The sequence below is a fragment of the Ruegeria sp. D4 genome (assembly GCF_056534475.1).
This window is the reverse complement of record NZ_JBQFPJ010000003.1, coordinates 75,739-90,614: the sequence shown is the minus strand read 5'-3', so window position 1 is coordinate 90,614 and position 14,876 is coordinate 75,739. Positions and strand designations below refer to the sequence as shown.

The following is a 14,876-nucleotide window of genomic DNA, read 5'->3' as shown; positions in this document are numbered from 1 at the left end:
CATTTTGCGGCAGATCAGTAACCGCGCGCCCTGTCGACTTCGTGCAGCAGAGGCTGACCGCTGGTCAGGCGCCGGAAATTCTCGGCCACATCGGACAATGCGTTGCCCAGATGCCAGCCCGACACATGCGGGGTGATCGTCACTTGGGGATGCCGCCATAACGGGTTGTCCGAAGGCAGGGGTTCTTGCGAGGTGACGTCCAGAACTGCATGACCCGGTGTACCGCGATCCAGCGCCGCCATCAGCGCGGCTTCGTCGATGAGATCACCGCGCCCGGCATTCAGCAACTGGCTTCCGGGCTTCATCGCATCCAGAAGCGCGGCATCGAACAATCCGATTGTCTGAGGTGTCGATGGCAGAATGGCACAGACATGATCGCACTGGCCCAGCAGGTCGGGCAGCGTGTTCTCGCCGTGCAGGCAGGTCACGCCCTCAATCTGCTTGGGCGAACGGCTCCATCCCATGACCTGGAACCCGACATCGCGCAGCATCCGGGCGGTTCGCGCACCGATATGGCCCAGCCCCAATACCCCGACCACCGTATCAGGGCTGAAGCCGGGCGCGCGCGGCGTCCATTCGGCTCGGCGCTGGGCGGCTTCATAGATTGCCATGTGCCGCTGCCGGCGCAACACATACGCCAGAAACCATTCGGCTATGCCCTGCGCCGGTGCATCCGGTTTCAGGCGGGTGATGCGGACATGATCGGGCAGGCCAAGATTGCTGACGATTGTCTCAACCCCGGCGCCGAGTTTCTGCACGAGTTTCAAATTCGGATAGCGCTTCGGCTGATCCTGGCGCAGGCCGACAAGCGCGATCATCGTGATGTCTGCGGCATCGCCAATCGTATCCGGGGTGCGCACGTCCGCGTCCGGATGGTGTCGCCGGATTTCGCGCGCAATATCATCATCGCTGATCCAGTCGGACAATCCGGTTTCAACCAACAATGCCATTTCGCACCCCCATGTGTTTCGATTTGAACGAATGACGTTCCGTCACCCAACTGGACATCTTTCGGGCAGCTAAGTCATTCTCGGTCCAAAGGTAAAGCCCGGTCCGTCGTCGGATCGCGGAAACATGATCAACAAATGACCCGTGGGATCCGACACCGATGACTGCCATGCCCAGCCAAAAGGCTTTCTTTGACCTTGACCCGGATGGCGTGTTTGTCGGCAACGACCCGGCGCGCGGACCGTGGTCCGCCGATCATTGTCATGCCGGCCCCGTTGCCGGCCTGATCGTCCGCGCGGCCGAGGCTGAAACAGGCCCCGAAAAGATGCTGACCCGGCTGACGGTGGACCTGATCCGGCCATTGCCGCTGGCGGGATTGCGGGTTGCCGCCGAGACCACCCGGCACACACGCACATTGGCGACAACACGGGTCACGGTGCACGATCTGGACAACACGCTGTGCGCAACGGCAACAACAATGCATCTTGTGCGCAAGGATCTGGGCGAGGTTCCCACGGCTGAGGTTCACGCACCTGCATTTCATGATCTCGTGACCGGGGATTTTCCCTTGATGGAGTTGCGGCATGACCTGCACTGTTTTGCGCAGGCCGTGGACGTGGCCTATCCAAAAGGCGGCAATCAGGGCCTTGGTCCCAAGACGATCTGGTTGCGAACGCCGCATTTGCTTGGCACTGAACAGCCTTCGCCTGTTCAGTCGCTGTGTCCGCTGGCCGATTGCGGCAACGGTATCTCGTGCAACGTGCAACCTTCGGGCATGGGGTTTATGAACACGGACCTGACGCTGCACATCCACCGCGAACCTGTTTCGGACTGGTTGGCGGCCGAGTCGGTCTCGCACTGGAAGCCGAACGGAATCGGAATGTCGCAAGCGATCCTGTATGACACGCAGGGGCCAGTGGGTACGGCGTTGCAGACACTCGTTCTGCTTCCACCGCGCTAGCGCATACCCTTCGGATGTTTCGATCCGTGTTGGAAGTGCATTGCCGCAGCGGCCTTCGGCCCCTATGTTCTGGCCATGCGCTGGCTGATTACATTGTTAACCTGTTGCCTGCCGGTTTCGGCAATTCCGCACCCGCATGTCTATATCGATACCGGGCTGGAGTTCATTGTCGATGAGACAGGCCAATTGACTCATGTCCGCGTGACCTGGGTCTATGACGAATTCTATTCCCTTCTGGTTCTGGAAGACCTGAAACTCGATCAGGATGCAGACGGCGTGCTGTCCGAGGCCGAGCAGAAAGTTCTGACCGGTTTCGACATGCAATGGGTCGCAGGCTACAACGGCGATCTTGTCGTCACCGCAGGTGGAACGCCGGTTTCATTGACGGGGCCGTCAGAGCCGTCCGCGACCACCGAAGACGGGCGTATCGTGACAACTCATTTGCGCGAGGTCGAATCTGGCGGCGTATCGGCGGCTGACCTGTCCGCCAAACCTTTCGATGAAACCTTCTACACGGCTTACGAGGTCACGCGCCCGGTGACGATTTCCGGGCCGGATGGCTGCCAGATCGATCGCCGGGAACCCGATATCGATGGACAACTGGCGCAGATGCAGGCCTTTCTGCTGACATTGGATGCAGATGTCGACCTTGAAGAAAATGATATCCCCCTTGTCGGGGAAAGCTTTGCGACCGAGATCCGCGTTTCATGTCCAAATTCCTGATCATTCCGGTCGCGCTGGCCTGTGCCTTGCTGTTGTGGTTCTGGGGCAGCGGCGGGTTCGACCATCTTGCTGCCTGGGCGGCCGGTGAACAACGGGTTTTCCAGAACCAGATCGCGCGTTCCCTGCGCGCCGCGCGCGCGGAACAGCCGGAAGCGGTCGCAACCCTGCTGACGGTTTGTTTCGCCTATGGGTTTTTCCACGCGATCGGCCCGGGACACGGCAAGGTTCTGATCGGCGGCTACGGGCTGGGCCGTCAAGTCGCTTTCTGGCGATTGTCCGCAATCAGTGTTCTGTCCAGTTTGGGGCAGGCGGTAACGGCGATCGTTCTGGTCTATGCCGGGGTGCTGGTGTTTCAGATGTCACGTGAGTCTCTGATCGGGACAACAGAACAGGTGATGGCTCCGATCAGTTATGGGGCCATTGCGGCGATCGGGATGTGGCTTGTCCTGCGTGCGGTTCGCAGTTTCGCCCGACAGCATCGAAACTCACAGTCCTCCGCGCACCGTCATAATGACCACCATGATCACCACCACCACGATCACGGGGAGTGTTCCGAGTGCGGTCACCGCCATGGCCCAAGCCCCGAGGAAGTGGCGAATGTCGGCAGCCTGCGCGAGGCGTTGGTGCTGATCGCGGGGATTGCTGCGCGTCCCTGCACCGGCGCGCTGTTCGTACTGATCCTGACTTGGCAGATGGGTATCGCAATGGTCGGCATCGCCGGGGCATTTGCCATGGCGCTGGGCACTGCGACGGTCACAACCCTTGTGGGCTGGACATCCTTCGGCTTGCGCGGGGGGCTTCTGGCTTCGGCCTCGGCCACGCGGTTCGTTTCCGTGCTGGCCCCGACCATCGAACTGGTGGCGGGTCTGATTATTGCAGTGATCGCAAGCGGGTTGCTGATGCGCGCGCTATAGGTCAGTCGAACACCGGTTCAGGGTATCCGACCCGCGCCAGATAAAGCCCTTGCGGCGGGCAGACCGGGCCACAGGCAGCACGGTCAACGGCCTGCAGAGCATCGCGCACATCTTCTGGTGTCCACGATCCCGCGCCGACCCGTTCCAGCGTGCCGACAAAGCTGCGCACCTGATTGTGCAGGAACGACCGCGCGCGCACGTGGAAGCGCACTTCGGGCCCTGAAAAGCCCTGAACCCGTTCAACCCGCAACTCATCCAGAGATTTGACCGGGCTGGCCGCCTGACAGATCGACGAGCGGAAGGTCGTGAAGTCATGCCGCCCGACCAGCATGTCCGCACCCGCCTGCATCGCGTCGACATCCAGTTGGTGGTTGATCTGCCAGACCTGCCCGCTGTCATGGGTAGCGGGGGCGCGGCGCATCAGGATGCGGAACAGGTATTGCCGTTCGAGTGCTGAAAACCGGGCATGCCAGTCGTCATCCACCCGCGCAGCCTTCACGATGGCCACGGGTTGAGGCTTGAGGTGATAGTTCAGCGCCTCGGACAGGCGATACGGATCCCAGTCTTTCACCAGGTCGCAATGCGCCACCTGTCCCAAAGCATGAACGCCCGCGTCTGTCCGCCCGGCGGCGGCAATTGTGTGCTCGCCCGGCTGGATACGCGACAGCGCGGTCTCGATTGCGCCCTGCACGGACGGCAGGTCCTTTTGCCGCTGCCATCCGGCAAACGGTTCCCCCTGATATTCGACTTTCAGCGCGTATCTTGGCATGTGGCGCTGGTATCGCGCCGCGCCGGTCCGGGCAAGAGCCGGATTGGGAAAAGCTCTGGCAACCTCGGGGCTTGCTACCTATCTTGAGCAAAACAACCATGCGGGGCGGCGGATTGGTCATCTCATCACTGGCAGACAGTCTTGTTCGCGGTGTCGAATCCGTGGGCGACCGCGTGTCTGAAACCCTGTTCGAGCCTGTCATACGTCTGGGCGTCACCGGGCTGGCGCGGTCCGGCAAAACGGTGTTTATCACCTCGCTTGTGGCCAATCTTCTGGATCGGGGCCGCATGACGGGGCTTGTCGCCCAGCAGGAGGGGCGGATCAACGCCGCCTATCTGCAACCACAGCCTGATGACACGGTGCCCCGGTTCGACTTTGAATCTCATCTGTCCGACCTGACCGGCCCCGCGCCGCACTGGCCCGAGAGCACGCGCGCGGTGTCCGAACTGCGCCTGTCATTCAAGGCGCGCCCCGCCGGTTTGCTGGCCGGGTTGCAGGGACCGCGCACCGTTCATCTTGATATCGTGGACTATCCGGGGGAATGGCTGCTGGATCTGGCCCTGTTGGAGAAATCCTATGCGGAATGGTCGCAGGACACGCTGACTCGCATCGAAGACCGGTCCGAAGCAGCGGTTTTCCTGTCACAGATCGGGGCAACCGATCACACTGAGAACCACGATGAGCCGACGGCTCAGGCACTGTCGGCGGCGTTCACGGATTATCTGAACAGGGCGCGGGACAGCGGGTATTACGACTGCACACCGGGGCGGTTCCTGCTGCCGGGCGACCTGGCCGGATCACCGGTTCTGACCTTTGCGCCGTTGCCGGTTGACGGCCCGTCGCGCAGGCGCTCGCTGCACCGCGAGATGGAACGGCGGTTCGAGGCGTACAAGTCGCAGGTGGTCAAACCGTTCTTCCGTGATCATTTCTCGCGCATCGACCGGCAGGTTGTGTTGGTCGACGCGCTGGGCGCAATTCACAAGGGCCCGAAGGCGGTCGAGGACATGCGCCGCGCGATGGCAGATATCCTGTCGGCTTTCCGTCCCGGCCGAAATGCGTGGCTCAGCCAGCTGCTGCTGGGCAAACGGGTCGAGCGTATTCTCTTTGCTGCCACCAAGGCCGATCATCTGCACCACTTGCAACACCCACGCCTGACCGCGATCATGGAGGCGCTGACGCGCGAAGCGCAGGACAGGGCCAAATTCGCCGGAGCCGAGACCGCCGCCCTGTCGCTGGCGTCGCTGCGTGCCACGACGGAAGAAATGCGCAATCACAACGGGTCGGAACTGCCCTGCGTGCGTGGCACTCTGTTGGATACCGGGAACCAGGCTGCCTTTTATGCCGGGGATCTGCCGTCGGATCCCGCTCATCTGCTGGGCCCGGCCCGCGACGGGGCTGAGAACTGGCTGAACGATGATTTCGGTTTCATGACATTTGCCCCGGCGCATCTGACCCTTCGCCCCGGGGACGGGCCGCCGCACATCCGGCTGGACCGGGCCGCCCAGTTTTTGATCGGAGACCGCCTGTGACCGTAAAACTCCGCCCCGCCCGCAGTACGGATGCCGGCACAACCGGTGAAATCCTGCATGGATTCGCGCGCGAAAACGACTGGATGCCCGAGCTGCATTCCTGCGCTGAAACCATCGCGTTTTGCGGCAGGATGATCGATCAGGGTTGGGTCACTGTGGCCGAGACGGACAAGGGCGTCGTGGGGTTTCTGGCGCGTCATGGTGACGAGGTTCACTCCCTCTATCTTGCTGCTGCGGCGCGGGGGCAGGGGATTGGGCGGAAATTGCTGGACCGGGCTAAAATCGAACGATCTCAGCTGTCGCTGTACGCGTTCGAGGCAAACAGGCCCGCGCTCAGGTTTTATGAGCGTCACGGATTTGTCGAGGTCGCGCGCGGCGACGGATCGGACAACGATGAAAACCTGCCGGATATCAGGTTTGTCTGGAATGCGGAGGGCGGCAACAATGGCTAAAGGCCCGGTTCTGATCGATCTGGAAGCGGATGAACCCGCTGCCGACGTAGCGCAGGTGCCGCCCGTTCCCGATGTTGCGCAGCCGCAAGGTCAGGCAATGCAGGCCGCGGCCCGGCTTGCGGCCCGAAAGCCTTCTGCCCTGTCCCGGTGGTTCTGGGGGCTGGCGCTGGCCGTTGTGGGCGCGGCGGTATCGATTGCAGCGTGGGATTTTGCAACGTCGCTGGTGGCGCGTTCGCCTGTTCTGGGGTGGATCGTCACCGGGCTGATTGCGGCGCTGGTATTGGTGACGCTGATCATCGTGATCCGTGAACTGGCGGCTATTGGACGGTTGTCGCGCGTGGATGGAATGCGCCGCGCCGCCGATGCCGCGCTGGCCGAAGCTGATCTGGCGCAGGCGCGGTCGGTCACGAACAGGCTGGTCGCGTTCTACAAGGGCCGCGAAGACACGAGATGGGGCCGCGACAGGCTGGCCGAGCGCATGAGTGAGCAATTCGATGCCAGCGGTCTGCTGTCCCTTGCCGAGGACGAATTGCTTGCCCCGCTCGACGCTGCCGCCAGCCGTGAGGTCGAAGCCGCGGCCAGGCAGGTGGCCACCGTGACCGCGCTTGTACCGCTGGCGCTGGCGGATGTCGCAACGGCGATGCTGGCGTCCCTGCGGATGATCCGGCGCATTGCCGAAATCTACGGAGGCCGCGCCGGTTTTTTTGGCGGATGGCGTTTGACGCGGGCAGTCTTTGTGCATCTGGTCGCCACGGGTGCCGTCGCTGTGGGTGATGATCTGCTGGAGCCGGTTCTGGGCGGCTCAGTCCTCAGCAAACTGTCCCGCCGTTTTGGTGAGGGTCTGGTAAACGGCGCGCTGAGCGCCCGTGTTGGCGTGGCCGCGATGGAAGTCTGCCGTCCGTTGCCCTTTTCCAAACGGCACAAGCCGTCGACCCGCGGCATGATCCGGCGTGCACTGAGCGGCCTGTTCTCGAAAGATTGATCTGACGCAAGGCCATAGTGCTATCCTTCCGCCAAGCTAATGGCGACGGAGGGCCAGCCATGATCGACCACGGTCACAGCCAGAAAGAGATTTCCGCCCGGATCAATGCCCCGCCCGGTCGCGGCGTCCTGCGGGATCTTGTCTATGGCGGGCTGGACGGGTCGGTCACGACCTTTGCCATTGTGTCCGGTGTCGCCGGGGCGGGTCTGTCGCCCTTTGTCATCGTGGCGCTTGGCCTTGCGAACGTGCTGGCCGACGGGTTTTCGATGGCGGCGGGGAACTATTCGGGCACCAAGGCCGAACTGGACAATATCCGCCGCATTCGCGCGGTCGAGGAACGCCATATCGACCTTTATCCCGAAGGCGAGCGCGGCGAAGTGCGCGAGATTCTGGCTCAGAAAGGACTTTCGGGCCGCGTTCTGAACGAGGCGACGGATGCCATCACCGATAATCGGGAAAACTGGATCAACCTGATGATCGAAGGCGAATACGGTCTGGGCAGTGTCGAGCCTCATCCGCTCAAGGCTGCAATGGCGACGTTCCTCGCGTTTCTGGTAGCCGGGATGGTTCCGCTGGTTCCGTTCCTGGTGTCCGTCCAGAATGCCTTTGCGGTCTCGGTCTCACTGACCCTTGCGGTTTTCTTCGCCATCGGTGCGATGAAAAGCCGGTGGTCGCTGGCACCTTGGTGGCGGTCGGGGTTTGAGACCTTGTTGATCGGCGGAACGGCGGCGTTGATTGCCTACCTTGTCGGGTCTCTGTTTCACCCCTGACGGCCCGGTTGGCCGTGGGGAATTGGTGTGAAAATGACTTGTTCACCGCTCTTCACACCGGGCGGCAGAACCTCTGGACCATTGCGGGAAGGCGTCTTATAAGCCTGCCATGCATGACCGTCTGGCCATCATTATTCGAATTATATTCCCGGCGCTCTGACCCTCTGAGACGCCGGGCAAAGGTGTTTGAGACTTCGCACCGAACGCTTCGATCCTAGTAAGACCAGATCATCCAAGGGACGCCCCAAATGTGCGCCGACACGATCCAGACACCTGACTACAAAGACACGCTGAACCTGCCCAAAACCGAGTTCCCGATGCGCGCTGGCCTGCCCAAGCGCGAGCCCGCATGGCTGGAGCGGTGGGAATCCATCGGCGTCTATGACCGCTTGCGTGAAAAAGAGGGCCGCACGCCCTTTACGCTGCATGATGGCCCTCCTTACGCGAACGGTCACCTGCATATCGGTCACGCGCTGAACAAAACCATCAAGGACATGATCGTGCGATCCCATCAGATGATGGGTTTCGACGCGCGTTACGTGCCCGGCTGGGACTGTCACGGCCTGCCCATCGAATGGAAAATCGAGGAGCAGTATCGCAAGAAGGGCAAAAACAAGGATGAGGTGAACATCGTCGACTTCCGTCAGGAATGCCGCAAGTTTGCCGAGGGCTGGATCGACGTCCAGCGCGAAGAGTTCAAGCGTCTGGGTATCACAGGCAACTGGCCCGATCCCTATATCACCATGGACTATCATGCCGAGGCCGTGATCGCCGACGAGTTCATGAAGTTCCTGATGAACGGCACGCTCTATCAGGGCTCGAAGCCCGTCATGTGGTCGCCCATCGAGAAAACTGCGCTGGCCGAGGCTGAGGTCGAATATCACGACAAGGAAAGCTTCACCATCTGGGTGAAGTTTAAGGTCGTGAATGCGGGCGATCTGGATGACGCTTTTGTGGTGATCTGGACCACGACGCCTTGGACCATGCCGTCGAACAAAGCGGTCGTGTACGGCAAGGACATCTCTTATGGCCTTTATGAAGTCACCGGAGCGCCGGAGGAATGTTGGGCCAATGTGGGCGACAAATTCCTGCTGGCCGACAATCTGGCCGCCGATGTGCTTGGCCGCGCCCGCCTGAACGACGACCAATGGACCCGCGTCCGCGATGTGACTGCCGATGAACTGGAAGGTGTCCAGCTGACCCACCCGCTGGCCGGCGCCGAGGGTGGCAATGGTGAATGGGACGACATCCGTGACTTCCGCGCCGCTGAGTTCGTAACCGACACCGAAGGCACAGGTTTCGTTCACTGTGCACCGTCCCACGGGATGGAAGAATTCGAGCTGTACCGCGATCTGGGGATGCTGGAACAGGTCATCACCTACAACGTGATGGACGATGGCTCATTCCGTGCTGATCTGCCGTTCTTTGGAGGCAAATTCATCCTGTCCCGCAAGGGCGGTGAGGGTGATGCGAACAAAGCCGTGATCGACAAGCTGGTCGAGGTTGGTGGACTGCTGGCGCGGGGCAAGATCAAACACAGCTACCCGCATTCGTGGCGCTCGAAGGCTCCGATCATCTATCGCAACACGCCGCAGTGGTTTGCCTCGGTCGACCGCAAGCTGGATGACGGTATGGGCGAGATGGGCGACACCATCCGCGAACGGGCCCTGCGCTCCATCGACGAGCTGGTGAAGTGGACCCCGCAGACCGGTCGCAACCGCCTGTATTCGATGATCGAAGCGCGCCCGGACTGGGTTCTGTCCCGCCAGCGCGCCTGGGGCGTGCCGCTGACCTGCTTCACCAAAAAGGGTGCTCTGCCGACCGACGCAGATTATCTGCTGCGCAACGCAGACCTGAACGCGCGTATCAAAGCGGCGTTCGAGAAGGATGGCGCGGATATCTGGTACACTGACGGGTTCAAAGAGCAGGTGCTGGACGGCATTGCCAACCCGGACGACTACGATCAGGTGTTCGACGTGCTGGACGTGTGGTTCGACTCGGGCTCGACCCACGCTTTTGTTCTGCGCGACCGCGAGGACGGCACCGAAGACGGCATCGCCGATGTCTACATGGAAGGGACCGACCAGCATCGTGGCTGGTTCCATTCGTCCATGCTGCAGGCCTGCGGCACCAAAGGCCGGGCGCCTTATCGCAACGTTGTGACCCACGGCTTCACGCTGGATGCCAAGGGCAACAAGATGTCCAAATCGCTGGGCAACACCATCGTGCCGGAAGAGGTCATCAAGCAATATGGTGCCGATATCCTGCGCCTTTGGGTGGCTCAGACCGACTATACCGCCGACCAGCGGATCGGGCCGGAAATCCTCAAAGGCACCGCCGACAGCTATCGCCGCCTGCGCAACACCATGCGGTTCATGCTGGGTTCGCTGGCTGACTTCTCCGAGGCGGATCGCGTCGCGCCCGAGGATATGCCGCGACTGGAGCGTTGGGTTCTCAGCCGTCTGGCCGATCTGGATGAGCAAGTACGCAAGGGCTACGCCGCGTTCGACTTCCAGGGCGTGTTCAGTGCCGTATTCACCTTTGCGACCGTCGATCTGTCATCGTTCTATTTCGATATTCGCAAGGATGCGCTGTATTGCGATGGCGACACGCTGCGCCGCCGTTCCGCGCGCACCGTGCTGGATACCCTGTTCCACCGCCTGACCACCTGGCTGGCGCCGGTCCTGGTCTTCACCATGGAGGAAGTCTGGCTGGAACGGTTCCCGGGCGACGACAGTTCAGTCCATCTGGTGGACTTCCCCGAGACGCCTGCCGACTGGCGCAACGCCGAGCTTGAGACAGCCATGGCCAAGATCCGCCGGGTGCGCCGTGCTGTGACCGCTGCGCTGGAAGTGCAGCGCCAGGACAAGGTCATCGGCTCCAGCCTGGAGGCGGCGCCGATCGTATATATCGAAGACTCCGAAACCCGCGATCTGCTGGCAACGTTTGATGTGGATGACATGTGCATCACCTCTGGTCTGTCGGTGACCGGCGATCCGGCCCCGGCCGAGGCGTTTCGCGTGCCCGAGATCGAAGGCGTCGGAGTGGTGTTCGAAAAGGCGGAAGGCGCGAAGTGCCAACGGTGCTGGAAGATCCTGCCTGACGTGGGCCGCCACGCGCATGACGAAGTTTGCGGGCGCTGCGACGAAGCGCTGGGCTGATCCGTTACCGGCGGCTATGGGGCAGGGCCTTTAGTGAGGCTCTGCCTTTCTCCGAAAGGTATATTGAACAAAAGACGGGCGAATTGTCCGGAATCGGGTTGCGGTGGCTGTGACCTGTCTGTCAGCATGACCGCATGGGAACGATTGCGGTAGACACACGGTTTGGGCGCCTCGGCATCGTCGAGGAAGACGAGGCAATCACGGGGCTGATTTGGGACGGGTCCGACGATGCCCCTGATACGCCGTTGCTCCGCGAGGCGGCGGCGCAGATGCGGGCCTACGACCAGAAGCGCCTGCAAAGGTTCGATCTGCCCTATCACGTAAAGGGATCAGAGTTTCAGCGCCGGGTCTGCGACGCAATGTTCGCGATCCCGCTGGGTGAGACCCGGACTTATGGCGAGTTGGCGGCGGAGCTGGGCTATTCGGCGCAGGCGGTGGGGCGCGGCTGTGGCGGGAATCCGATCCCGGTGATCATCCCATGCCACCGCGTTTTGGGGGCAAATGGAAGGATGGTCGGGTTTTCCGGGTGCGGGGGTGTCGAGACCAAGGTTGCCCTGTTGCGCCACGAAGGAGCTGCCAGCCTGCTTATCTGAACAGTGGAAACCTGTTGCAATCGCCCGGATTGCGGCCCAACTTATATTCGATACTGAATTTGAAGGACCGCATTGAATGACCACTGAAGCAGACCTTGCAGCCCGCAAAAAGGCAATTATCGACCGGCTGATGTCGCTTGAAGCGCAGGAGCTTGCCACGGCGCAGGCGCATTATGATGCGTTTCTGAAAGATTCGCAGCTGGATGACCGTGAAGGACATGACAAGGACGACATCGCTGCCTCGCGCGAGAATGCAGATCTGGCGGCAGCTTTCGACGCGCCGGTCCATGCCCATCATGCCAAGATCGACGTGATCGAAAACACTGATTTCAGCCTGACCGACACGGTGCAGCCCGGCGCGGTGATCAAATTCAACAACCGGCGGTTTGTTGTGTGTGTTTCAACGACGCGGTTTGACGTCGACGGCAACACCTATATGGGCATTTCCATGCAAAGCCCGATCTATCTGGCCATGGCGGGCCTGCAGGAGGGTGATGTGTTCACCCATAATGGCACCGAATTCGAAGTGCAGGAGGTCCTGTAATTTCAGCTATCGCGCGCGGGTACCATCTGCTGAGCGATGCCCGCGAAGGTCAGGTACAGGCTGGTGATGACCAGCCCCCAGTGGGCCCAGCTTTCGGGATGGAAATCGACCCAAGCCGCCCATCCTGCAAAGAACGTCCAGGCCAGGGCCATTGGCAACGTCAGATTGCGCCAGCGTTCGGTCCGGACCGGATGAACGAATTTTAGCGGCAGGAACATTGCCAATGATAGCAGCGTGACCAGCAGCAGGATCACCCAGAAATTCGGTTCGAGTGCGAAGATCACGATGACGAACATGTTCCAGCAGCCGGGGAAACCCGAAAACGAGTTGTCCTTGGTCTTCATTCGCGTATCCGCGAAATACATGGCACTGGCAAAAGTGATAACGATGATGGCGAACCAGCCGGTCCAGCCGTCCATCAGACCCGATTTGAACAGTGCAAAGGCGGGGATGAACACGTAAGTCAGGTAGTCGATGATCAGGTCCAGCAGGACGCCATCGAACTCGGGCGCGTTTTTCTTGACGTGATAGTGGCGGGCCAGCGGGCCGTCGATACCGTCCACGATGAACGAGACCACAAGCCAGAGATACATCAGGCTCCATTTTTCTTCGACGGCGGCCAGCATGGCAAGCATTGCAAAAACGGCACCGGTGGCGGTGAACAGATGAACGCTAAGGGCTTTGAATCTCAATGTCATGGGGGTGTCATGGACGATGCGGCCACGAGATGCAAAGCAAAAAGTCTCCAATGACCAAACGCCGGCGAATGGCTGTGGTGATCCGGTTCAGGCCTTGGGATGAGCCCGGTTGTAGACTTCCATCAGGCGCGCGCTGTCGACTGCCGTGTAGGTCTGCGTGGTCGAAAGCGACGCATGCCCCAGCAATTCCTGAATTGCGCGCAGATCACCACCCGCCGACAGAAGATGCGTAGCAAAGCTGTGCCTAAGTGCATGTGGGGTGGCTGTGGCAGGCAGGCCCAGCTGCATCCGTGCCTTCGCCATGACGCCCTGGATTGCGCGTGGGTTCAGCGGCCCGCCTCGCACACCGCGAAACAAAGCTTCTGAGGGCACCAGGGAATGAGGACAAAGCGACGTGTACCGTTCCACGGCCTGCCGGGCGACTGGCAGAACCGGCACGATCCTCTCCTTCCCGCCCTTGCCCAGAATCCGCAGTGTTGCTGGCAGAGGCACATCCCTACCCGTCAGGGACAGGGCTTCGGATATCCGCAATCCGCACCCGTAAAGCAGTGTGACCACCGCCATGTCCCGGGCCGCGACCCAATCCGAGCTGGATTGCAGTTCGACCGTATCAATCATCGCGCGCGCCGCATCTTCGGCAAGCGGACGGGGCAGTTTTTGGGTGTATTTGGGTGCGCGGGTCGACAGAACGGCGGTGGGTTCAAAGCCTTCGCGCTCGGCCAGCCAGCGATAAAAGCTTTTGACGGCGGACAGTTTGCGTGCCAGCGACCGCGCCCCCACACCGCTACCGCGCTGATCCGCCATCCAGGCGCGCATGTCCGAAACCGTGATCCATTCAAGCGCGGCCAGCCCCTGCTGCCCGTTATGGTGCAGGGTCATGAAGGACAAAAAGTCGGTGACATCGCCGCGATAGGCGGATTGCGTGTTCTCCGACCGTCCGGCCAGCGCGGCAAGCCCGTCAAGCCAGTGCTGCAGCGCATCGCGGCAGGCCGGAGAAATCAGGCTCACGACAGCCAGTGGCGCATGGAGCGTTCAAATACGCCGGCAAAAAAGGTCAGAAGGTCGGTGCCCAGTTGTGGAGTGAAATGTCGTGGATCCCGGGCGCCCATAACGATCATGCCCGGCAGGCGACCAGTGCCCAGGTTCAGCCGCAGGCAGGCTTCGGACCGCAAATGCCCCGCCTGCGCACCATAGATCCTGCGGCTGTGTTGACGGGTTTCGCGCAAGATGACATCCCGCGCGGATCTGCTGCGATCACTGTTGAGGTACGCGTCGACAAAGCCGGGCTCGACCACAGCCAGAACGCCCCCCAGCTTTTCGATGGCGGGATCGTTTTGTTCGATTGTGGTTTCCAGAACCAGAGTGATCTGGTCCACGCGCAAAATATCGGCCACGTCACTGCCCAGGGCGCGCAGGAAGTCTTCGAACTCGACGGGCTCCAGCAGGCGCAGAATGGCGCGGTGTACTTGATTTGTGCCCGCAAGGTTCTCGTAAGCCGCCGCGATGACCGAGCGGTGGGTGTCTTCCAGTCGGTCCAGCCGCGCTTCAAGCCGCTGCATGGCGATGCCGCGCAGGTCGATGACATTTTCGCCACGCGCCTGTTCGTTCGCGGCCACCAGGGCCTGCATCAGGTCCTTGTCATCCAGCACGGCGTCTGGTTCAGCCAGAATCGCGGCGCGAAGGCTATCCTCGAGTTTGGGGTTACTGCTCATATCCCGTCCGGTCTTTTTTTGTTGTGCCAGACTATAACATGGCTTGCCGCGATTGCCTTGGAAAAAATGCAGCTTTGACGGGTTTTCTCAGGTCTCATGCGGCGGCTCTCGCCTGCCTGC

At 61.2% G+C, this 14,876-nt stretch carries 15 protein-coding genes; 10 read left to right on the top strand and 5 right to left on the bottom strand.

What is annotated here, in order from left to right; all coding sequences use genetic code 11:
• Nucleotides 1–14 precede the first annotated feature (14 nt).
• Entirely contained in the window at nt 15–950 is a 936-nt protein-coding gene (locus ACR0MI_RS06365) for a 2-hydroxyacid dehydrogenase (protein WP_170613369.1), read from the bottom strand.
• 158 nt (nt 951–1,108) lie between these two features.
• Here ACR0MI_RS06365 and ACR0MI_RS06360 point away from each other — a divergent pair, with 158 nt between their 5' ends.
• From ACR0MI_RS06360 to ACR0MI_RS06350, 3 genes are all read left to right on the top strand, one after another.
• A complete protein-coding gene (locus tag ACR0MI_RS06360; RefSeq protein ID WP_170613367.1) occupies nt 1,109–1,909 on the top strand; it encodes a thioesterase family protein in 801 nt (266 codons plus the stop codon).
• 75 nt (nt 1,910–1,984) lie between these two features.
• Nucleotides 1,985–2,632 carry a DUF1007 family protein gene (locus ACR0MI_RS06355; RefSeq protein WP_170613365.1) on the top strand — a complete coding sequence of 216 codons (648 nt, stop codon included), beginning with the start codon at nt 1,985–1,987 and terminating at the stop codon, nt 2,630–2,632.
• Entirely contained in the window at nt 2,617–3,546 is a 930-nt protein-coding gene (locus ACR0MI_RS06350) for a HoxN/HupN/NixA family nickel/cobalt transporter (RefSeq protein WP_170613363.1), read from the top strand. Before ACR0MI_RS06355 ends, ACR0MI_RS06350 begins: the two co-directional genes overlap by 16 nt.
• Nucleotide 3,547: 1 nt before the next feature.
• On the opposite strand, the gene truA is transcribed toward ACR0MI_RS06350, so the two are convergent.
• Nucleotides 3,548–4,315: a tRNA pseudouridine(38-40) synthase TruA gene (truA, locus tag ACR0MI_RS06345; RefSeq protein WP_170816786.1), complete on the bottom strand. Its 768-nt coding sequence runs from the start codon at nt 4,313–4,315 to the stop codon at nt 3,548–3,550.
• A 113-nt stretch (nt 4,316–4,428) separates the two neighbouring features.
• Here truA and ACR0MI_RS06340 point away from each other — a divergent pair, with 113 nt between their 5' ends.
• From ACR0MI_RS06340 to ACR0MI_RS06310, 7 genes are all read left to right on the top strand, one after another.
• The gene (locus ACR0MI_RS06340; RefSeq protein ID WP_170613780.1) at nt 4,429–5,844 is read left to right on the top strand and encodes a YcjX family GTP-binding protein; all 1,416 of its coding nucleotides are present in this window, start codon (nt 4,429–4,431) and stop codon (nt 5,842–5,844) included.
• Nucleotides 5,841–6,296, top strand: coding sequence for a GNAT family N-acetyltransferase (locus tag ACR0MI_RS06335; protein WP_170613359.1), 456 nt, complete (start codon nt 5,841–5,843; stop codon nt 6,294–6,296). Before ACR0MI_RS06340 ends, ACR0MI_RS06335 begins: the two co-directional genes overlap by 4 nt.
• A complete protein-coding gene (locus ACR0MI_RS06330; protein ID WP_170613357.1) occupies nt 6,289–7,278 on the top strand; it encodes a YcjF family protein in 990 nt (329 codons plus the stop codon). The genes ACR0MI_RS06335 and ACR0MI_RS06330 overlap by 8 nt, the downstream gene beginning before the upstream one ends.
• A 59-nt stretch (nt 7,279–7,337) precedes the next feature.
• The gene (locus ACR0MI_RS06325) at nt 7,338–8,048 is read left to right on the top strand and encodes a VIT1/CCC1 transporter family protein (protein WP_170613355.1); all 711 of its coding nucleotides are present in this window, start codon (nt 7,338–7,340) and stop codon (nt 8,046–8,048) included.
• A 248-nt stretch (nt 8,049–8,296) separates the two neighbouring features.
• Nucleotides 8,297–11,209, top strand: coding sequence for an isoleucine--tRNA ligase (gene ileS, locus ACR0MI_RS06320; protein ID WP_480853929.1), 2,913 nt, complete (start codon nt 8,297–8,299; stop codon nt 11,207–11,209).
• Nucleotides 11,210–11,343: 134 nt separating this feature from the next.
• Nucleotides 11,344–11,802 carry a methylated-DNA--[protein]-cysteine S-methyltransferase gene (locus tag ACR0MI_RS06315; protein ID WP_170613351.1) on the top strand — a complete coding sequence of 153 codons (459 nt, stop codon included), beginning with the start codon at nt 11,344–11,346 and terminating at the stop codon, nt 11,800–11,802.
• A gap of 76 nt (nt 11,803–11,878) precedes the next feature.
• Nucleotides 11,879–12,346: a hypothetical protein gene (locus ACR0MI_RS06310; protein WP_170613349.1), complete on the top strand. Its 468-nt coding sequence runs from the start codon at nt 11,879–11,881 to the stop codon at nt 12,344–12,346.
• A 2-nt stretch (nt 12,347–12,348) separates the two neighbouring features.
• On the opposite strand, the gene ACR0MI_RS06305 is transcribed toward ACR0MI_RS06310, so the two are convergent.
• The 3 genes from ACR0MI_RS06305 to ACR0MI_RS06295 all read right to left on the bottom strand — a co-directional run bounded on the left by ACR0MI_RS06305 (nt 12,349) and on the right by ACR0MI_RS06295 (nt 14,756).
• The gene (locus ACR0MI_RS06305) at nt 12,349–13,044 is read right to left on the bottom strand and encodes a CDP-alcohol phosphatidyltransferase family protein (protein ID WP_170613347.1); all 696 of its coding nucleotides are present in this window, start codon (nt 13,042–13,044) and stop codon (nt 12,349–12,351) included.
• Between the two features lie 87 nt (nt 13,045–13,131).
• Nucleotides 13,132–14,052 (bottom strand): tyrosine recombinase XerC, encoded by a 921-nt coding sequence (locus ACR0MI_RS06300; protein ID WP_170613346.1) that lies wholly within the window; start codon nt 14,050–14,052, stop codon nt 13,132–13,134.
• On the bottom strand, nt 14,049–14,756 hold the full coding sequence (locus tag ACR0MI_RS06295) for a DUF484 family protein (RefSeq protein WP_170613344.1): 708 nt from the start codon (nt 14,754–14,756) through the stop codon (nt 14,049–14,051). The genes ACR0MI_RS06300 and ACR0MI_RS06295 overlap by 4 nt, the downstream gene beginning before the upstream one ends.
• Nucleotides 14,757–14,876: the final 120 nt, after the last annotated feature.